20 protein-coding genes are annotated in these 20,738 nt (G+C 33.0%); 7 read left to right on the top strand and 13 right to left on the bottom strand.

The window, feature by feature from the left end; translation table 11 throughout:
- Positions 1 to 19: 19 nt before the first annotated feature.
- A complete protein-coding gene (locus tag DMA14_RS04245) occupies positions 20 to 661 on the bottom strand; it encodes a protein-L-isoaspartate(D-aspartate) O-methyltransferase (RefSeq protein WP_111376854.1) in 642 nt (213 codons plus the stop codon).
- A 315-nt stretch (positions 662 to 976) separates the two neighbouring features.
- On the opposite strand from DMA14_RS04245, the gene DMA14_RS04240 reads away from it, so the two are divergent.
- The 7 genes from DMA14_RS04240 (at position 977) to DMA14_RS04210 (ending at position 7,741) form a co-directional block, all read left to right on the top strand.
- Complete coding sequence (locus DMA14_RS04240; protein ID WP_111423398.1) at positions 977 to 1,942, top strand: Gfo/Idh/MocA family protein; 966 nt, start codon at positions 977 to 979, stop codon at positions 1,940 to 1,942.
- Positions 1,943 to 2,033: 91 nt separating this feature from the next.
- On the top strand, positions 2,034 to 2,921 hold the full coding sequence (locus DMA14_RS04235; RefSeq protein ID WP_111423396.1) for a 3-hydroxyacyl-CoA dehydrogenase family protein: 888 nt from the start codon (positions 2,034 to 2,036) through the stop codon (positions 2,919 to 2,921).
- An 11-nt stretch (positions 2,922 to 2,932) separates the two neighbouring features.
- A complete protein-coding gene (locus DMA14_RS04230; protein WP_111423394.1) occupies positions 2,933 to 3,592 on the top strand; it encodes a YggS family pyridoxal phosphate-dependent enzyme in 660 nt (219 codons plus the stop codon).
- A gap of 73 nt (positions 3,593 to 3,665) precedes the next feature.
- Entirely contained in the window at positions 3,666 to 5,027 is a 1,362-nt protein-coding gene (locus tag DMA14_RS04225; RefSeq protein WP_111423392.1) for an exonuclease domain-containing protein, read from the top strand.
- Positions 5,028 to 5,057: 30 nt separating this feature from the next.
- On the top strand, positions 5,058 to 5,897 hold the full coding sequence (locus tag DMA14_RS04220) for an ion transporter (protein ID WP_111423390.1): 840 nt from the start codon (positions 5,058 to 5,060) through the stop codon (positions 5,895 to 5,897).
- A 152-nt stretch (positions 5,898 to 6,049) separates the two neighbouring features.
- Positions 6,050 to 6,979, top strand: coding sequence for a tRNA (adenosine(37)-N6)-dimethylallyltransferase MiaA (gene miaA, locus DMA14_RS04215; protein ID WP_111423654.1), 930 nt, complete (start codon positions 6,050 to 6,052; stop codon positions 6,977 to 6,979).
- A 15-nt stretch (positions 6,980 to 6,994) separates the two neighbouring features.
- The gene (locus tag DMA14_RS04210; protein WP_111423388.1) at positions 6,995 to 7,741 is read left to right on the top strand and encodes an acyl-[acyl-carrier-protein] thioesterase; all 747 of its coding nucleotides are present in this window, start codon (positions 6,995 to 6,997) and stop codon (positions 7,739 to 7,741) included.
- Between the two features lie 465 nt (positions 7,742 to 8,206).
- Here DMA14_RS04210 and DMA14_RS23090 read toward each other — a convergent pair whose 3' ends face one another.
- From DMA14_RS23090 to porD, 12 genes are all read right to left on the bottom strand, one after another.
- Entirely contained in the window at positions 8,207 to 8,503 is a 297-nt protein-coding gene (locus DMA14_RS23090; protein ID WP_317047242.1) for a hypothetical protein, read from the bottom strand.
- Positions 8,490 to 9,179, bottom strand: a complete 690-nt coding sequence (prfH, locus tag DMA14_RS04195; RefSeq protein ID WP_111423385.1) for a peptide chain release factor H — start codon at positions 9,177 to 9,179, stop codon at positions 8,490 to 8,492. Before prfH ends, DMA14_RS23090 begins: the two co-directional genes overlap by 14 nt.
- A 14-nt stretch (positions 9,180 to 9,193) precedes the next feature.
- The gene (locus DMA14_RS04190) at positions 9,194 to 10,585 is read right to left on the bottom strand and encodes an RtcB family protein (RefSeq protein WP_111423383.1); all 1,392 of its coding nucleotides are present in this window, start codon (positions 10,583 to 10,585) and stop codon (positions 9,194 to 9,196) included.
- Positions 10,575 to 11,369, bottom strand: coding sequence for a hypothetical protein (locus tag DMA14_RS04185; protein ID WP_162536275.1), 795 nt, complete (start codon positions 11,367 to 11,369; stop codon positions 10,575 to 10,577). Before DMA14_RS04185 ends, DMA14_RS04190 begins: the two co-directional genes overlap by 11 nt.
- Positions 11,370 to 12,006: 637 nt before the next feature.
- A complete protein-coding gene (locus DMA14_RS04180) occupies positions 12,007 to 12,723 on the bottom strand; it encodes a response regulator transcription factor (RefSeq protein ID WP_008463080.1) in 717 nt (238 codons plus the stop codon).
- A gap of 3 nt (positions 12,724 to 12,726) precedes the next feature.
- Positions 12,727 to 14,316 (bottom strand): sensor histidine kinase, encoded by a 1,590-nt coding sequence (locus tag DMA14_RS04175; RefSeq protein ID WP_111423380.1) that lies wholly within the window; start codon positions 14,314 to 14,316, stop codon positions 12,727 to 12,729.
- A gap of 59 nt (positions 14,317 to 14,375) precedes the next feature.
- Entirely contained in the window at positions 14,376 to 14,972 is a 597-nt protein-coding gene (gene coaE, locus DMA14_RS04170) for a dephospho-CoA kinase (protein WP_111423378.1), read from the bottom strand.
- 2 nt (positions 14,973 to 14,974) lie between these two features.
- Positions 14,975 to 15,973 (bottom strand): glycosyltransferase, encoded by a 999-nt coding sequence (locus DMA14_RS04165; protein WP_111423376.1) that lies wholly within the window; start codon positions 15,971 to 15,973, stop codon positions 14,975 to 14,977.
- A 127-nt stretch (positions 15,974 to 16,100) separates the two neighbouring features.
- Positions 16,101 to 17,291: an enoyl-ACP reductase FabV gene (gene fabV, locus DMA14_RS04160; RefSeq protein WP_111423375.1), complete on the bottom strand. Its 1,191-nt coding sequence runs from the start codon at positions 17,289 to 17,291 to the stop codon at positions 16,101 to 16,103.
- Between the two features lie 50 nt (positions 17,292 to 17,341).
- Positions 17,342 to 18,043, bottom strand: a complete 702-nt coding sequence (locus DMA14_RS04155) for a hypothetical protein (protein ID WP_111423373.1) — start codon at positions 18,041 to 18,043, stop codon at positions 17,342 to 17,344.
- A gap of 51 nt (positions 18,044 to 18,094) precedes the next feature.
- On the bottom strand, positions 18,095 to 19,747 hold the full coding sequence (recN, locus tag DMA14_RS04150) for a DNA repair protein RecN (protein ID WP_111423371.1): 1,653 nt from the start codon (positions 19,745 to 19,747) through the stop codon (positions 18,095 to 18,097).
- Between the two features lie 54 nt (positions 19,748 to 19,801).
- On the bottom strand, positions 19,802 to 20,686 hold the full coding sequence (porD, locus tag DMA14_RS04145; RefSeq protein WP_111376838.1) for a type IX secretion system protein PorD: 885 nt from the start codon (positions 20,684 to 20,686) through the stop codon (positions 19,802 to 19,804).
- Positions 20,687 to 20,738 lie beyond the last annotated feature (52 nt).

Raw genomic sequence — 20,738 nt, 5'->3', positions numbered from 1 at the left:
TTTAAAACGGGCTTTTCTTTTAATTTTTATCTTCTAATAGAGGAACAAATCTAAATTCTCCAAACTCATGTTTTTCAAATTGAGTTTCGTTTTTCCTAATTAATAAAGTCATAATCTGAACATCTTCTCCCAACGGAATAACCAGTCTTCCTCCTATTTTAAGCTGAGCCATTAAAGGTTGTGGAATAAACGGTGCCCCTGCGGTAACAATAATACTGTCAAACGGAGCAAAATTTGGCAATCCTTTATATCCATCTCCAAAAGTAACGTGTTTTGGACGAATATTTAATTTCGGAAATAAATTAGATGTCGTTTTAAACAACTCACTTTGTCTCTCAACCGTATATACTTTAGCACCAAGCATAAACAAAACAGCAGTCTGATAACCCGAACCAGTACCGATTTCAAGAATTTTGTGATCTCTTTTTACTTCTAATAACTGTGACTGAAAAGCAACCGTGTAAGGTTGCGAAATAGTCTGCCCGGCTCCAATAGGAAAAGCCTTATCTTGATAAGCATAATCTTCAAAACTTGAATTCAAAAAAAGGTGTCTCGGGATTTTTTTTATCGCATCAAGAACCGCTCTATCAGTAATTCCTTTTTGCTCTAAAGTAGTTACTAATTGATTACGAAGTCCTTGATGTTTGGCAGTATCTTTCAAAATAGGTAGGTTTTATTTTCGCAAAAATAAGAAACAAAACAGGATTTCAAATATTGATTTTTAAATAATAAAGTGTAAAGTCAAAAGTCGAAAGCCCAAAGCTCACTATCTATCAGGATAAGCGGAATTGAAGTCCTTCAACCAGTTTAGCCCTTCGACTTCTCTCAGAGTGACAAACTATAAAATTAAAAGGAGCAATAAACTGCAAACTTCAAACGACCAACAACCAATAACTAACAACCAACAACCAATAATTCACTAAATTCATTTTCACGGTAAACAAATAAATTATATTTTTGTTTAAAATACATTCTCATGTTAAAAGTAGGAGTTTTAGGTGCTGGTCATCTTGGTAAAATACATTTACGCTTATTACAACAATCTGACAAATACGAATTAGTTGGATTTTACGACGAAAATCAAGAAAATGCCGAAAAAATCTCAAAAGAGTTTGGCTATAAAAACTTCAGCACAATTGCAAAACTTATTCACGCTGTCGACGTGATTGATATTGTAACTCCAACACTTTCACACTACAAATGTGCAAAGGTTGCGATAAAATCTGGAAAACATATCTTTATTGAAAAACCAATTGCCAATACGGTAGAAGAAGCTGAAGAAATTATTGCTTTAGCAAATGAATATAATGTAAAAGGACAAGTTGGTCACGTAGAGCGTTTTAATCCCGCTTTTATTGCCACAAAAAACATGATCGAAAATCCGATGTTTATAGAAACGCATCGTTTGGCAGAATTTAATCCGCGTGGTACAGATGTTCCTGTGGTTTTAGATTTAATGATTCATGATATTGATGCTATTTTAAGCGTTGTTAATTCAAAAGTAAAAGACATTCACGCAAGCGGTGTATCTGTAATTAGTGACACGCCAGATATCGCCAATGCTAGAATCGAATTCGAAAATGGCTGTGTTGCCAATTTAACGGCAAGCAGAATTTCATTGAAAAATATGCGTAAGTCACGTTTCTTCCAAAAGGATGCTTACATTTCTGTTGACTTTTTAGAGAAAAAATGTGAAGTGGTTCGTATGAAAGATGCTCCAGAAGTCCCTGGAGATTTTGATATGATCCTTCAAAATGCTGAAGGCGTGAAAAAACAAATCTATTTCACAAATCCTGATGTAGAGCAAAACAATGCAATTTTAGATGAATTAAATTCGTTTGCAGATGCAATTAACAATGATACAACTCCAGTTGTAACACTTGAGCAGGCAACTGATGCATTGCGCGTAGCTTATCAGATTATTGATTGTTTCAATAAATAGTTTTAAAAAAGTAAATCAAAATAAATAGCCACGAATTCACGAATTATTTGGTGAATTCGTGGCTAAATCATAAAAAAATATCTAGCATAAAATGAAAACAATAGCTGTAATTGGAGCAGGAACAATGGGTAACGGAATTGCTCATACCTTTGCGCAAAGCGGATTTACCGTAAAATTAATTGATGTTTCTGAAAAATCATTAGACAAAGGAATGGCAACAATTGCTGCCAACTTAGACAGAATGTTATCTAAAGGAAGCATCACTCAAGATGATGTTACTAAAACTATTACTAACATTATTACGTATACAGACCTAAAAGATGGAGTTGTTGGTGTTGATTTAGTAGTTGAAGCAGCAACTGAAAACGTTGAGTTAAAACTGAATATTTTCAAACAGTTAAACGAATATTGCTCTCACAATACGATTTTAGCAACAAACACGTCTTCAATCTCAATCACACAAATCGGAGCTGTTGTAGCGCATCCTGAACGTGTTATCGGAATGCACTTTATGAATCCGGTGCCGATTATGAAATTGGTCGAAATCATCCGCGGATACAATACAAGCGATGAAGTGACTAAAATCATCATGGATTTATCTGAAAAATTAGGTAAAGTTCCTGTTGAAGTGAACGATTATCCAGGTTTTGTGGCAAACAGAATTTTAATGCCAATGCTAAACGAAGCAATTGAAACGTTATACAATGGCGTTGCTGGAGTTTACGAAATTGATACTGTAATGAAATTAGGAATGGGACACCCAATGGGACCATTACAATTAGCAGATTTCATTGGCCTTGATGTTTGTCTCGCAATCCTAAATGTAATGTACGATGGATTCAAAAACCCTAAATATGCTCCTTGCCCACTTTTAGTAAATATGGTTAGAGCTGGAAAACTTGGGGTTAAATCTGGAGAAGGTTTTTACGATTATAGCGAAAGCAAAAAAGCAGAGAAAATTTCGAAGCAGTTTTTATAAAAAGAAGTACCATGTCGATTCAATCGAATTTAAATAACATCAAAGCATCTTTACCTGAACATGTAACTCTCGTTGCCGTTTCAAAAACAAAACCTGTTTCAGACTTGATGCAGGCTTATGAAGCTGGTCAGCGCATTTTTGGAGAAAACAAAATTCAAGAAATGACTGAAAAATGGGAACAAATGCCAAAAGATATTCAATGGCATATGATTGGTCATGTTCAGTCGAATAAAGTCAAATTTATGGCGCCGTATGTCACTTTGATTCACGGCGTTGATAGCTTGAAATTATTGCAAGAAATAAATAAACAAGCTTTAAAAAACAATAGAATTATAGATTGTCTTCTTCAAATATACATTGCAGAAGAAGAATCTAAATTTGGTTTGGATGAAAACGAATTAAATGAACTTTTAACTTCTCCAGAGTTTAAAGAGTTAAAAAATATTCGTATCTTAGGTTTAATGGGAATGGCAACTTTCACAGAAGACCAAAACCAGATTAAAAAAGAATTTACCCAGTTGAAATCTATTTTTGATTCGATAAAAGAGCTGAAAACTGAAAACTGCAGTATGAACACGATATCAATGGGAATGTCTGGAGATTATCAATTAGCAATAGAATGCGGAAGCACAATGGTTCGCATTGGAAGCAGCATTTTTGGCGGTCGTTAATACCTGCCGTAAAGACGCACTGCAGTGCATCTCTACAAACTGAATACTAAAAACTGAACACTGAGCACTTAATTTGTACGCAATACTTGACATAGAAACCACTGGGGGACAATTTAATGAAGAGGGAATTACTGAAATCGCCATCTACAAATTTGACGGACATGAAGTAATTGACCAATTCATCAGCCTTGTCAATCCCGAAATTCCCATTCAGCCTTTCGTTGTAAAACTGACAGGAATAAACAATGCAATGTTGCGTTCTGCTCCAAAATTCTACGAAGTTGCCAAACGAATTATAGAAATCACCACAGACTGCGTTATTGTCGCTCACAACGCTTCATTTGATTATAGAATCCTACGCACAGAATTCAGACGTTTAGGCTACGATTTTGAAGCCAAGACGCTTTGTACAGTAGAATTAGCAAAAAAACTAATTCCAGAACAGCCATCTTACAGTTTAGGAAAATTAGTGCGTTCACTCGGAATCCCAATGGCCGACAGACATCGCGCGAGCGGAGACGCCATGGCAACCACGAAACTTTTTAAAATGCTTTTGGAAAAAGATGTAGAAAAAACCATCGTAAAAGATTTTATAAAGCTCGAAGTTGAAAAAGGAATTTCTCCAAAATTTTTAGACATTTTAAATCAAATGCCTACTAAAACAGGAGTTTATTATATCTACAGAGAAGATGGAACTTTAATATACATTGGCAAAAGCCAAAATATCAAAAAAAGAGTCAACCAGCATTTTACGGGAATCACAACCAAAAGTAAAAGAATCCAAGCAGAAGTTTTTACGATTACCTATGACGAAACTGGAAGTGAATTAATCGCGCTTCTAAAAGAAAGTCAGGAAATAAAAATCAATCGCCCAAGATACAATCGTTCGCAAAAGAAAAGCGTTTTTCCTTTCGCCTTATATGCCGAAAAAGATGCTAACGGTTATATTAATCTAAAACTAGAAAAAGCTGACGGACGCAAAAAAGAAATTACTTCTTACGCTTCTTTACAGGAAGGAAAAAATGCGCTTTTTAAAATTACGGCAAAATACTATTTGTGCCAAAAACTCACAGGTTTATATCAAACAAAAAAAGAGTGCTTTCAATACAAAATCAAAGAATGTGACGGAGCTTGCATTGGCGAAATCACTCCTGAAATTTACAATCTAAGAGTACAGCAATTTATTTCAGAAAACAGTTTTGAGAACAAAAGTATGGTTCTGATAGACAGAGGAAGAAATGTAAACGAACGAAGCGCAATTCTTATCGAAGATGGAATTTACAAAGGCTACGCTTATTACGATCTCAATTATCAAATCACGAATATCGATATCTTAAAAAATATTCTAGTTCCAATGCAGCATAACCGCGATGTAAAGAATATTATCCAGAGTTATATCCGAAAAAGCAAATCATTAAAAATACTTCAATTTTAACAAATCTAAACTTTCATTATCTTTAAGGATATGAAAAAAACAAAATCTCAATACGAAATCTTTAGAGAAAAAGTCAAAATCGTCCTATATGGCACTAACACCATCTTAGGCAGAATGTTCGATTTAGTATTGTTAGGTTTAATTTTATTGAGCGTTCTTTTGATAATGCTTGACACCGTTCAAGGCGTTAGTTCTAAATATCATGAACAATTATTAATTTGCGAGTGGATAATTACTGTATTTTTCACCATCGAATATATACTGAGAATTATCTCAATTCAAAAACCTATCAAATACATTTTTAGTTTTTATGGGATCATCGATTTGCTTGCCGTTTTACCCATGTATTTGTCCATCTTTTTTCCTGGCGCCAGCATTTTATCAATTGTAAGAGCATTGCGTTTTCTGCGACTATTCAAGATTTTGCACATTCCGCAAATCAACCATCAATCATTACAATTAAAAGAAGCCATAGAAGCCAGTAAAGAAAAAATTCTGGTTTTCATTTATTTTGTTCTAGTCAGTACAGTAATCATTGGCACCATTATGTATTTAGTTGAAGGCAAAGAATCAGGTTTTACTAGCATTCCAATGGCAATTTACTGGACAATTGTAACCTTAACAACAGTGGGCTACGGAGACATTTCGCCACAAACTCCATTAGGACAGTTTATTGCAGCACTTGTAATGATTTTAGGTTACGGAATCATTGCTGTTCCAACTGGAATTGTAACTGCCGAATTTGCAAAAAGTAGTCTGAAAGGCAGTTTTATAGGCACGAAAAAAACATGCCGTAAATGTCAATCACAAACCCATTTTGACAACGCTAAATATTGTTACGAATGCGGAAGCGAATTGCCAAATAATTAATTTAAGAAGCTAATCCAGCTGTACATTGCAACTCCTCCTTATATTTGTAATTTTTTAAGGCATAAAAGGAGCTTCCGTTGGTCGCTCTTTTACACCAAAAAAATTCAACAAATATAAGTCCGGGGTTTCCATTTCCATCTGGGCTAAAAACTATGAAATACCTAATAACCATTGTCGGACCAACAGCTATAGGCAAAACAGCCTTGAGTATTGCTTTGGCACAACATTTTAAATGCGAAATTGTTTCTTGCGACAGCCGTCAGTTTTTTAAAGAAATGACTATCGGAACAGCAGTTCCAAATCAAGAAGAATTAAATTCAGCTAAACATCATTTCATTCAAAACAAATCTATTTTTGAAAACTACACTGTTGGCGATTACGAAAAAGAAGCTTTAACCAAAATCGAAGAACTATTTCAAAACAATGATTTTGCTATTCTTATCGGCGGTTCAGGATTATATGTCGATGCCATTCTAAAAGGTTTTGACGAATTTCCAGAAATCGACCCAAAAGTTCGTTCAGAAGTAAATTCAAACTACGAAAAACTCGGAATCGAGTATCTTCAAGAACAACTTAAAAATTTAGATCCTGAATATTATCAAAAAATAACAGCTGAAAATCCACAGACTTTGCAAAACCCTCAGCGAATGATGCGCTTTGTTGAAGTTTGCATTGGGTCACAAAAACCTTATTCTTCTTTCTTAAATTTAAAGAAAAACAACAGAGACTTCACTCCTATTCTAATTGGTTTAGATGCCGATAGAGAAATCATCTACAGCAGAATCAACCAGCGTGTTGATATCATGATGAATGAAGGATTATTAAAAGAAGCCGAAGCACTTTATCCTAATAAAGCGTTAAATGCGCTCCAAACGGTCGGTTATAGAGAATTATTTAGTTATTTTGACGGAGAATTCACCTTGCCTTTTGCAATAGAAGAGATCAAAAAGAACACGAGGAGATTCTCCAAAAGACAATTAACGTGGTTCAAACGAAATGAAAACACCAAATGGTTTGATTATTCGACTGACAGAAATGAGATTATTCATTACATCGAAGAAAATCTAAAATCATCCATCTAAAATCTAAAATTAACAATGCCAATATCTCCCAATTTTATATCAGTTTTAAGCAAAGACTGGGAAATTAATTTCACGCAGTGTACGCCAAACGGCTACTTAAAATATACTGATTTGTGCAATCTTTTACAATTAACTGCTGCAGCACATTCTGAAGTTGGTGGAATCAGCTTTACTGATATGCAGGAATTTGATCAGGCATGGGTTTTAAGTCGAATGCGTGTTGAAATTACAGCATTACCAAAATGGCAAGATGTTGTAACTGTAAAAACATGGATCAACAGTCTTGAAAATTCACGTTCTGTTCGTGCGCTTGAGATGTATGTTAACGGAAAAAAGATTGTTGGAAGCGAAACCTATTGGGCCGTTTTTAACACCAAAGCACGCCGTCCAGAAGCTTTAGCATTGCCTTTTGAACACTTCGAATTGTTTCCAGAAAAAAGAGCAACTGAAGAAGGATTTTCAAAAATCAACATCAATCATGATAAAGAAGCTGTTTTTGAAAAAACAGTTTATTTATCAGATTTAGACATTGTAAATCACGTCAATAACGTAAAATATCTGGAATGGTGTTTGGATCATGTTGATCCAAAAAGAATTATGAAACAAGAGGTTAAAAGCTTCGAAATGAATTTCATGAAAGAACTTTCGCTACAAGATAATGTTGTAATTCACGAAAGCGAAGACGACAATCATACAACAGCAACATTTAGCATTACAAAAGGCGAAAAAACTTGTTTTGCTTTAGAATTGCATTGGAAGTAAAAGAAGTTTATAAATAAGTTTTCTTTCCTCCCTATTTTACCGCAATATTTATCATTTCGACGAAGGAAACCCGAGCGATAGCGAACAGGCGAAGCAAATCTTCGCAAGTAACTCCGTAACGAATGTCTAATCTTTGTAGAGCTTCTTGTGGAGATTTCTCCTTCGTCAAAATGACAAACTTGGTGTATATATAAAAAAAAGATGCAAATTGCATCTTTTTTTTTATCAAAATCATTTCGATTTCTTTTTAGAACCTTTCTTAGATTTCTTCACCTTCTTTTTTAACAAATCCATTTTACCTTTAATTCTTTTCTCAACTTCACTAATTCCCGAATCATAGTCATGCTGAATCGAATATAATTTTGCCTGCTTAATTTCTTTTAAAGCATCCTTAAATTCATGTTGCACTTCTAACAGAATTGCTTTTTTGATATAAATCTCTGATTTATTAATTCCTTTTACCGTTCAAGCAAAATCAATAAGCTTACGCGCTTCTTCATAATCCTCGTTTAAAATCAACGTCTTTAAATAATACGGATATACTTCAAGCGCATGAATATTAATCGCTAAAGCCAGCTGAAAATAAGATTTTGCTTCTTCATAATTCATCAATTGCTCAGCCTGAATTCTTCCGTACAAACACAAAACCATCGTGTTTTTATCATCATAAGAAAAAGCATAATCTAGAGATTCAATTGTTCCTTCAAGCCAAAACGGATAATTATCCAAGGCTTGAAAAAGGTATTTATCAGTTGTTTTCATTTCGTAAATCGTTTTTCAATTTCTGACGAGTTCCTTTGTAGCTTTTCTCTACTTTGTTCTTCTTAAAATCACTTCCAGTAAAAACTCTAATTGGATTTCCACGCTCTACATTGAGCTGATTTTCCCATTGTTTTCCAACATGATTTTTAAGCTGAGTAAGTTTCTCGTCTTCTAGTTTTTTTAATAATCTTTCTGTTGCCAGTTTTTTGTTTTGATGCTGAGAACGACTGTCCATCGCTACAACTGCAATTCCAGTCGGAATATGTGTTGCACGAATTGCCGAACTCACCTTATTCACATGCTGGCCGCCAGCTCCAGAACTTCTCATAGCTTGATACTGAATATCATTTTCTGAAACTAAACTGTTTTCTTTTTGTTCAATTTCAAAAATTCCGATAAACCAATTTTTGCGTTTATGCATTTTCCTAAACTGACTCTGACCAATCCATTGAATCGTTCCAATCCAAGAATTCACAAATTGATCTGCATTATTTCCTTTTACAGAAATAGAAGCGGTTTCAATTGTTCCGTTTTCTTCTCCTTTTTCTCTTTGCAATAAAACCACATCTAAATTCTGGTCTTCAGCTTCTTCCAAAACTTTTTTAAGCACTTGGGCTACAACCCAAGTGCATTCTGCAGGCCCGCGACCAGCTGTTATTTGAATTATTCTCTCCATTACTTTCCCTTTCTTTAGCGATCCATTCTAACAATCTTCGGCGTAAAAGTTCCTAGAACTTCAACTAGATCGGTTTGGTTTGCCATTACTTTTTCAATGTCTTTATATGCCATTGGCGCTTCATCAATATTTCCTCCAATCAAAGTCACTCCATGTTTCTTCAATTCTTTATTGATTTGACTTTGTGTAAAACTGCTTTTGCATTTTGCTCTCGAAAACAAGCGTCCCGCACCATGCGAAGCTGAATTCAAACTTTCAGAATTCCCTTTTCCTTTCACAATAAAACCCGGCGCAGTCATCGAACCTGGAATAATTCCCAATTGTCCTTCACTAGCTGGAGTTGCTCCTTTTCTATGTACAATACATTCCTGACCGTTTACGGTTTCTTTCCAAGCAAAATTGTGATGATTTTCAATAGTTACCACTACTCTTTTCCCTATTGCTTTAGCAATTCGTCTGTGAATATCATCGTGACAAGCTTTTGCATATTCTCCAGCCAAATTCATTGCCAGCCAATATTCCTGACCGTCATGCGTATTCAAATCTAGCCAAGCTAAATGCTGCACATTTTTTGGCAACGGACATTGTTTTGTTGCCAAATACGTATAATGCTTTGCAATGTTAGCCCCTAATCCGCGAGAGCCACTGTGCGACAAAACGGCAAAATATTCTCCTTTTTCCAATTTCCATTCGTTCTCAGGATTTTCAATTTTAGCGATTCCAAATTCTACAAAATGATTTCCCCCTCCAGAAGTCCCTAATTGCTTATAGGCTTTTGGCAAAAGATTTTTCAATAATGGAATATCTTGAAATCCACTATTATAAAACACTTCATGATCTACTCTTGAAGCGTGCGTTTCATACATTCCAAATTTTGTATTATCTTTTAAAATAGCTTCCAATTGGTGTTCTTTTCCTTTAAAATGAGAAGCTGGCAAATCAAAAATGGAAAGGCTCATTCGGCATCCAATGTCAACACCAACTCCGTATGGAATTACAGCATTGTCGGTTGCTAAAACTCCTCCAATTGGCAATCCATAACCAGAATGTGCATCTGGCATTAGAGCTCCTGCAACAGAAATTGGCAGTTTCAGCGAATCATACAATTGAAATTTTGCTTGCTCATCGATTTCATTTTCTCCAAAAATTTTAAACGGCGCTCTCGTATTTTTAAGCTGATGCATTCGAACTTGAACTGGCTTTATTAAACCTTCAGCAACCTTTCCCCAAGTTCCATTTCCTTCATATTTTTCAGGATTTAACAAAACATCTTTTGCTTCTGTTAGAATAGATTCTTTTTTTTCTCTTTTTCTATATCTGTTTATCTGCCCTAAGGCAATGTTTATTGAATTGTTCTTTGGAAAACCTAATTTAATCAGGTCTTTTCCAGATAATTTATTTCCCATGATTTTCTATCATTTCGTCTGCATATTGCTGATACAAAATGTGCAGACTTTTATTTTTAATTGGGCTGATCTCTTTTGGATTTTCATTTTCATAATAACTCCATTTATGAGAACTGCCGTGTATTAATCTATTTATTTTATTCCTCAGATTATGATTAACAATATAATTGTCAAGTAGTTGAATTTGACTTTCCAAATCTGAATCGACCATCTTAGTATGTGTTATCATATAAGGGCTTACTCGAAGAACATATCGCCATGGTTCGTTAAATACATAATGAATTTTGTATCGTTTGCAATTGCTGCACCACCGTTCCCTTTTATAAAAATGTGCTTTTTCTTTTTCGGTCAATTCCAGTTTTGAACTTCTCCATTCCCATTCCGAAAATTCTCTTACAGTTTGGAGTTTTTCAACATACACATGTTTTCTTTTTCTCTTTTTCTTTCTTTTAAAAGATTTTTCAAGAGAAAACTGCCATGTATTTATTTTTTCCAATAATTCTCGGTAAAACGTTGCCTCACTTGATCTCGCAATATCATCTCTTAATTTAAAATTACGTTGCCAGCCTTTTTGATAAGGAATTTCTAAAGGAACCAATGGTAAGTCTCTACGCTTTTTCCAAAGTTCAACTTCAAGCTTTCTTAACTGAATTAATTGTTTTTCAAAATCTTCTTTTACTAATCTTTTCTTTCTTCTTTTACTTTTAAAACGAGTACATAATGCATACTCATCTACCGTATAATTTTCCATAAAAAAATTATCGTGTATTAAGTTAACAGCCAAAAAGGCTTAAATTTTTTACCCTTGCGGATAAATTCTAAAAATCGATTTTCGGGAAAATTTTGAAGTGTCTAGAATAAAAAAAGCCCGAAACTTATTGTCTTCGGGCTTTTTTATATATCTAAAAATATATTTCTAAGATTGAAATAAGCCACGAAGAACCGCTGCACCAAATTCATTTGGTGTGAAGCTTTGTGATGTCGATGTAAGTACAAACATTTTTTCTTCGTTTTTAAAGGGTTATTATTTTTTTCGTCTGCAAATATTCAGAATTGTTTTTTGAATTTCCAAATTTATTTTAAAGAAAATTCTTTAAAACAATTAAATCGCACATTTAATTAACTTGACAAAAACGCATTATCTACCTGATAATTAGAGATCTAAATTTACTTTTATTAGAATAAAGATGGCAAGATAAATTTTCCAATTATAACATTTTTTCAAACTATTTATCATTTCGACGAATGAGAAATCTGCGAGCAAGACTCCATATCTAATTTCGCCAATCTTTATTGAGCCACTTGTGGAGATTTTCCCTTCGTCGAAATGACAAGATTGCGCGTAATTGCAATTGAAAATACTTTTACGCATAAAAAAAGCTCTGATTTCTCAGAGCTTATATTATATTTCGATGAATTAATTATTCAGAAACTTTGCTTTTTACTACCAATCTAAAACCTTCTCCGTGAATATTTAAGATTTCAACATCTTCATCAGCTTTTAAGTATTTTCTCAATTTAGCGATGTAAACGTCCATACTTCTTGAAGTAAAATAGTTATCATCTCTCCAGATTTTTGTTAAAGCTAATTCTCTTGGCATTAAGTCATTTTCATGAAGAATTAACATTTTAAGCAATTCATTTTCTTTAGGAGATAATTTAATTGGCTCCTCATCTTGGAAAGTAAGGAATCTTAATTTTGAATTTAAGTGGAACTTACCAATATTAAATTCAAACTGTACTTGTTCTGCTTTTGTATCTGCTGATTTTCTTTGAATGATTGCTTTAATTTTCATTAAAAGAACTTCTGAATCAAAAGGTTTATTTAAATAGTCATCAGCACCCGCTTTGTATCCTTTTAACACATCTTCTTTCATAGATTTTGCTGTCAAGAATATAATTGGCACCTCACTGTTCTTTTCTCTAATTTCTTTGGCCAAAGTGTAACCATCTTTATAAGGCATCATTACATCAAGAATGCATAAATCATATACATCCTTCTTGAATTTCTCGAAACCTTCCATACCGTTTTTAGCTAAAGTAACTTCAAAGTCATTTAACATTAGATAATCTTTAAGAACCGCCCCAAAATTTAGGTCATCTTCTACTAAAAGTATTCTTTTGTTAGTATTTTCCATATTTTAATTTATTAATGGTATTTTTATTATAAAGGTGCTACCTTTTCCTTTTTCGCTTTCTACATATACTTGACCATTGTGATCTTCCACTATTCTTTTCACATATGCCAATCCTAAACCATGTCCTTTTACATTATGAAGATCTCCGGTATGTTCTCTGTAAAACTTCTCAAAAACTCGTTTCTGAGCTATCTTACTCATTCCCAAACCATGATCTTTTACTTTTATCAGAATCATGTCCTTCACATTTTCTGTAAAAATTTCAATCTTAGGCGCATCTGGAGAATATTTTATTGCATTTTCTAAAATATTAACCAATACGTTTGTAAAATGAACTTCATTTATCAAAACTGTTGTTCTGGCTGCATTATAATGCTTTTCGACAGTTCCTTGTCTGTCTTCCAAAATTAGATTAACATGCTCAATTGCATCGTCAATAATATCAGTAACTACAGTAGGTTCTTTTGTAATATCAAGTTCCCTCTTTTCTAGTTTAGAAATACGCAGTACATTTTCGACTTGAGCATGCATTCTCTTATTTTCATCCCTAATCATTTGAAGATAACGGTAAACTTTCTCTTTATCTTCAATAACCTTAGGACTTCTAATAGCATCTAATGCTAAGTTAATAGTGGCAATTGGCGTTTTAAACTCATGCGTCATGTTGTTAATGAAATCTGTTTTAATTTCAGAAATATGCTTCTGACGCAATAACTGATTTAAGGCACTTGTATATGCTACAATTATAATTAATGTAAAGACTATCGATAAGATAGTAATACTTAATAATTCGGACAATAAGAACTTCTTTTTATGAGGAAATGTTACAGAGAGTTCATATCTGCTGTTTCCTTCATTATCTGTATATATCGGAATACTGTAAGTAGCTTCTTTATCATAATGAAATCCGTCGGATTTTATCTTTGTCGGATTGCCACTACTGTATATCCCAAATTCAAATTTGGTTTTTACGCCATATTCTTCAAGCTCTTTCTTTAATAATTTAAAAAGCTTATCTTTTGTTATCCTCCCTTCAATTGGAGTTAAAGAAGCAATGTCTTTATATTGAATTTGCTGCTGAACTTTATTTAAAATATCTAAACTCCCTGATTTTTCAATTTTCAGATCAGGAATTATACTTTGTCCTAAACTATTGTTATTATCAATTCCATTGTTGTTATTATAAACTTCAGTTACTCTTTTAGAACTAAAATTTTTAAAACGCTCACTGCTGAATTTTTTGTTAAAAACCGAACCATTGATATCATAATCTTCAGATGTCAAGGTATTAGAATAAACTATCGTTTTATTGGTTTTAGTATTTCTCTGAACATAAAATACTTGCAATAAATCTTCTTTTTTTGGAATTTTCCCCGTACTGTCTTTTATACGGTTATATTTGTCGTAGAAACTGTACTCTTCTTGTTGTTCCAGCTTATCTGCAACATTTCCAATTACTTGAGTAACATGGTATTTAAACTGTTCTTCATTATTTTTGAACGAAGAATTGAACCAAAATACTTGAACCAGAATTATCCCTATCAAGGACAGACTCATCAATAAAACAAGTATTCTAAAAAATAATTTATTCATCGAAACAAAATTAATATTTTAACAATATACTAAATAATACATTAACCAAATATTAACATTTAAGACTGTTTTTGTTTTATATTTAAAATTTTAAGAATTTTAACAACTTCTTCTCTAGCATTTTTAAGATTATTGTTATTAATCACGAAATTGCTCTTAGAAATTCGTTTTTCATCATCCCACTGCATTTTCATTCTGCTTAAAACTTGTTCGCGGGTTGTTTTATCACGTTTTATCACTCGATCAATTCTAACTTCTACTGGAGCTGTCACGGTGATAATTACATCGCAATCTTTATATCGGCCACTTTCGAATAAAATAGCAGCTTCATAAATTACATAGTCATGATTTTCATGCTCTTTCACCCATTCTTCAAAATCTAATTTTACTGCTGGATGTACAATTGCATTCAATTTTGCCAATTGCTCTTTATCATTAAAAACAACCTGCGCTAATTTGGCACGATTTAAAATATCATTATCAAAAATGTTGCCACCAAAAGCAGATTTCACTTCTGCGAGGATATTTTTTGACTGCATTACTCTTTTAGCACCGTCATCAGCAATATAAACAGGGACACCCATTTCTTCAAAATAGTTTGCTACAGTAGTTTTACCGCTGCCAATTCCTCCCGTCAGACCAATAACTTTTGTCATTCTTATAATTTAAAAAACATACGCGGAAAAGCTTCTTGCGGTTTTTTCTTTAATAAAATCACTTTTACATATGATTTCAAAAAACCTGTCCCGTAACCATAAAACTGTTTCCACACAGCAATTACAGACAAGTATCCAATTTTGATGCTTTTGTTTTGAACACTGGCTGTAAGAAAAATTATAACGAAATATACGAAATATAATTGTAATAAAATATCGATATTAAAAATTAACAATAAAAAAGCTAATAATAATCCGAGTATAAAAAATGTTGGAAAGAAAAAAGTCAATTTATTATGCTCTGGATACCAGCTATTTAAAATTGGTCTTGCAATACCAAATTTATTTACTTGAACTGAAAATTTCTCCCAGTCAATTCTTCTTTTATGATACACATAAGCTTCTTTAAAAAGCCTTGTTTCAAATCCAAGATTCCATAAACGGATAGATAGATCAGGATCCTCTCCTGGGTGTATGTTTCCAAAACCTTTTGAAGCCTCAAAAGCTTTTTTAGAAATTCCCATGTTAAAGCTACGGGGCTGAAACTTATTAATTTTCTCAGAGCCCCCTCTAATCCCTCCTGTTGTAAGAAATGAAGTCATAGCAAAATTAATCGCTTTTTGAATATCCGAAAAGCTGTCCAATGCTTTATCTGGCCCTCCAAAACAGTCCACATAATTGGCATCTAATTCTTTACGTACTTCTGTCAAATATTGCGAAGGAATAATACAATCTGAATCAAAAATGATAAAATAATCACCTCTAGCCCTCTGCATTCCGAAATTTCTAGAATCGCCAGGACCTGAGTTTTCTTTAAAGTAATATGATATATTTAATTTTCCTTGATAATTCATCACCACATCTCGACATGGAACTGAAGATCCATCTTCGACAAGAACAATTTCAAAAGCTTCATTATAATCAGATTTTGAGAGACTTTCTAAAAGCTCATCAACTTCATCTGGACGATTATACACGGGTATAATTAAAGAAAAAATCATAGCAGAATGCGCGTTATTAAAGGGTATATTTTTAGTGTTGTAAAATTTTAACAAAGATATGGTATATTAACAAAAAAACCATCAACTTTTGGCTGATGGTTTTTCGTTTACTTCTAGTAAAATATTATTATTTGATACTTTCGATCTCAACAACTTCATTTGTGTCTGCGTTGTAATCAACACCAGGAACTTCAAATCCGAATAAGTTTAAGAAATCATTTCTGTATCCTGCTAAATCACCGATTTCTGGCAATGTTTCAGTTGTAGCTTCTAACCAAAGTTTAGCCACTTTTTCCTGAACATCTTCACGCATTTCCCAGTCGTCGATTCTGATTCTTCCTTTTTCATCAACAGGAACTTCAGAACCATTGTATAATCTGTCTTGAAATAAACGCTGGATTTGCTCGATACAACCTTCGTGAATTCCTTCTTCCTTCATGATTTTGTATAAAAGAGAAATATATAACGGAATTACAGGAATTGCAGAACTTGCTTGCGTAACTAAAGCTTTATTTACAGAAACATAAGCTTTTCCTCCGATAGATTGTAAAGAATCTGAAATAGTAAACGCTGTAGCTTCTAAGTGATCTTTTGCACGACCGATTGTTCCTTTACGGTAAACAGCCTCAGTTAATGCTGGCCCGATATAAGAATAAGCAACTGTTGCAGCTCCTTCAGCTAATAAATTTTCAGCTTTCAAAGCATCAATCCACATTGCCCAGTCTTCTCCACCCATAACAGCAACTGTATTTTCAATATCTTCTTCGTTTGCAGGAGCAATTGAAACATCTGAAACTTTTCCTGTATGGAAATCAACTGTTTTATTTGTAAATGTCTGACCTATTGGTTTTAAAACTGAACGATGCGTAACACCAGTATTTGGATTTGTACGTACAGGAGAAGCTAAACTATAAATTACAAGATCTACCTGACCTAAATCTGCTTTGATTAAATCTAGTGTTTCTCTCTTAATTTCGTTTGAGAATGCATCACCATTAATACTTTTTGCATATAAACCTGCTTTATGAGCTTCTTTTTCAAACGCTGCAGAATTGTACCATCCTGGAGAAGCTGTTTTTCCTTCAACTGGCGGTTTTTCAAAAAACACTCCAATTGTTGACGCACCAGAACCAAAAGCACTAGTAATTCTTGAAGCCAATCCGAAACCTGTAGAAGCACCAATAACTAAAACTTTTTTAGCACCAGCGATTTCTCCTTTAGATTTTACGTATTCGATTTGATTTTTTACATTTTGCTCAGCTCCCGTTGGATGGGCAGTCAAACAAATAAATCCTCTCATTCTAGGTTCTATAATCATATTCTTTATTTTTCTATTTTAATTTGTTTTTTTTAAAAGAGCTTCTAAAACTATTTTATAATTTTTTGAATGTTTTCACGTACCGTCAAAATATCAACATCTTTTTCTTTACATTCGATTTTATTGCCGTTGTATTTCTCGATTAAAAGATTCAAATCTTCACAATTTCTGATAAAATTAGTCTCTTTTTTTTCCACATCAAAAACAACACCTTTTAACCTATTCAAATTTGCTCCTATTGTTCCTCCAACTGCTCCTCCACTACCATAAGCAAACGCTTTTGACCAAGAATTTGCAAACAATCCTTCTAGATATAAAAATTTCCCATCATTCACAACTCTATGATAAGAATTAGGATTATCTCCATCTTGATTTTTATCTTCTTTTACAGAAAATTTATGAAAATATCTTTGCTGTATATATAAACTGCCATTATAACTAATAGCAAAAAAATCAGTAATTTTTACATCAGTTCTTGTCCAAGCAAAAAAGACTTGATCTGCAAGAAATGTCCTGTCAAGAGTTTTGTAACCCATTACCGTTTTTCTTATTATTCCATCTCCCATATTGATTGCGTTCTTTTCTATGAAATCTTCATAGGTTCTGTAAACGCCTGCTGGAAAATCTTTTGCTAAATAAGATTTGGTTCCCCCATTATTAGCTCCGGTTGCTTCGTTTAAAACCTGATCTTGTGCACAAATCTTACTCACAAATAGGCAAAGAAAAAATAAAACATGTATTTTTCTAATCATATTTCTTCCAGTTTATACTAATTTGGTTAGTGGCAAATATAATTTAATTATTTAATTTAATAATTCTTTTGCGTGATTTAATGCCGAATCAGAGATGTTTGCGCCTGATAACATTTGAGCTATTTCTGTAACTCTTTCGTTATGAAACAATAATTTTAATTCAGACTGTGTATCGTCTCCAATTGTAGATTTAGAAACTTTAAAATGAGAATCTCCTTTTGCAGCAATTTGAGGCAAATGTGTAATGGCAAAAATCTGCATCGTATTACTCATTTCTTTCATGATTTCGCCCATTCTGATAGCAATTTCTCCAGAAACTCCTGTATCAATTTCATCAAAAATTAAAGTTGGCAATTTTGAATACTTAGCTAGAATAGCTTTTACAGCCAACATGATACGAGACATTTCCCCACCTGAAGCTACTTTTTTTAACAGTCCAAAATCAGTTCCTTTATTTGCAGAAAACAAAAATTGAAGTTCATCTTTTCCGTTTTGGAAATAGTTTTCTGAAGGTAATAATTCCATATTAAAACGAGCATTTGGCATCCCTAAAGTTTCCAGAATAGAAACTAGCTGCTCTGATAATCTTGGAATTGCATTTACCCTATTTTCATGAATTTTCAATGCGTAATCATCTAGCTCAATAGCCTTTTCTTCAATAATTTTAGACAAAGAAGCAATTTCTTCATCCATATTATCCAATTCCAATAAAGAATTCCCTAAATCGGACTGAATCTGAAGAAGCTCATCTACAGAACTCACCTGATGCTTTTTCTGCAAATTATAAATCATTTGCAGTTTTTGATTTATCAATTCTAACTGTGCAGGATCATTTAATAATTTCTCTGAGCAATTTTCTAATTCTTTAGAAATATCATCAAAGTCAATAGTCAAACTTGTAATTCTTTCGAATAGATTTTGATATTCTGATGCAAAAGGAGCCACTTTTTGCAATGCATTCTTTATTTCATTCAAATTATGAAAAACACCAAATTGTTCTTCATTTGCAATTGCTAAAGATTTATCTAAAGACTCTTTAATAATCTCAACATTATTCAGCTTTTCGTAGTCGACTTCTAATTCTTCTTGCTCTCCAGATTTTAATTGCGCCGCAACTAATTCATTTAATAAAAATGTGTGGTACTCTTGCTCTTTGCCCGCGTCACTTTGTTTTTTCAACAATGCATTTAGCTTAGATTTATCAGCTTTATACGATTTAAGCAGTTTTTGATAATCAGCAATTACTTCTGAATTATCTGCAATAGCATCAATAATTTTAAACTGAACGCTCTCATCTGACAGCTCTTGAGTTTGCTGCTGCGAATGAATATCAATTAAATACAAACTTAAATCCTGCAATTCCTGAAGATTAACCGGACTGTCATTTATAAAAGCACGAGATTTACCTGAAGGAAGAATTTCTCTTCTTATGATCGTCTCATCTTCATAATCTAAATCATTGGCTTCAAAAAAATCTTTAAGATTGTATTTTCCAATTTCAAACTGCGCTTCAATAACGCATTTTTCTTCTTTATTTTTTAACGAAGTAAGGTCTGCTCTTTTGCCCAAAACAAGACCAATAGCTCCTAAAATAATTGATTTTCCTGCACCTGTCTCACCCGTAATTATAGAAAAACCTTTAGAAAAATCTATGGAAAGCTTTTCGATAAGAGCATAATTTTTAATTGACAGTGATGTAATCATAGGGCAATTTTGTAAAAATGAGAAACAAAAAGTTTGAGTGGATAAAAAAAAAGATTAATATTTAATCTGTGACCATTTAGTAGAGTTTAACGGCGAAACCTTATTTAAGACATCTGTTAAATCTGTAATTGGAATGCTCGGTCCTCCTGAAAAAATAGAAACAATTTCATCTGATTTTGCATCAAAGAAAACTCGTGTTATAAAAGCATTCGGCTTAACTGAATTTAGTTTTCCGATTAAAAGTAAAGCATTTTTTATTTTTTCTTTTGCAGCTTTCTGATCCATAGTCATTGCATCCAATCCTGTATGATAAGCATAAGTTGTCTGACGCAAATCACTATAAGTTGGCGCAATCATATCATTAATTAAGTAGTAACGATTTTGAAGTCCGTCAGATTGATTCCATCCTTTAAAACCGCCTTGCTGCGCCACATTGGCAATATTCTGAGCAGTTTGAAGATACGGATTTCCTGCACCCATTTGAAAAGTATCAGCATCCATACCTAAAATCATATAGCAATAAAAAGAAATTACAGAAACTAAATTCGAATCATAAGTATTGGGATTAAATAGTAATGGCTCGTATTCTGTATATCTGAAATTAAAATCCTTATCATTATAATTTAAAACTGGGGAAGAATATGTAGAATTAAAAATCAGTCTTGATGATTGCACCTGAATGGTTCCCGTAAACTGATCTGAACTATTTGACGACAAAGTGATGTACATCGAACAGTTTATTCTTTCATTTTGTTTCAAAACCGATCCTGTCCAGTCAGTTTTATTGACAAATTCAGCTAAAGAAGTCTGAAGCGTTTTAAAAACCTGATTATTAGGATTTGTTAATCGTTCTGTATTAATAGTCACTGTACAATTTAGCTGTTGAGCTTGTACAAAACCAAAGCTTAAAAACACCAATAGTGTAACTATCTTATTCATAATCGTCTAGATATTAATTTTATAAACATAAGTTGTTCCCAATTTATGTTTT

The organism is Flavobacterium sharifuzzamanii (assembly GCF_003254585.1).
Classification (GTDB): domain Bacteria; phylum Bacteroidota; class Bacteroidia; order Flavobacteriales; family Flavobacteriaceae; genus Flavobacterium; species Flavobacterium sharifuzzamanii.
The sequence above is the reverse complement of the archived record's forward strand: the minus strand, read 5'-3'. Positions and strand labels throughout refer to the sequence as shown.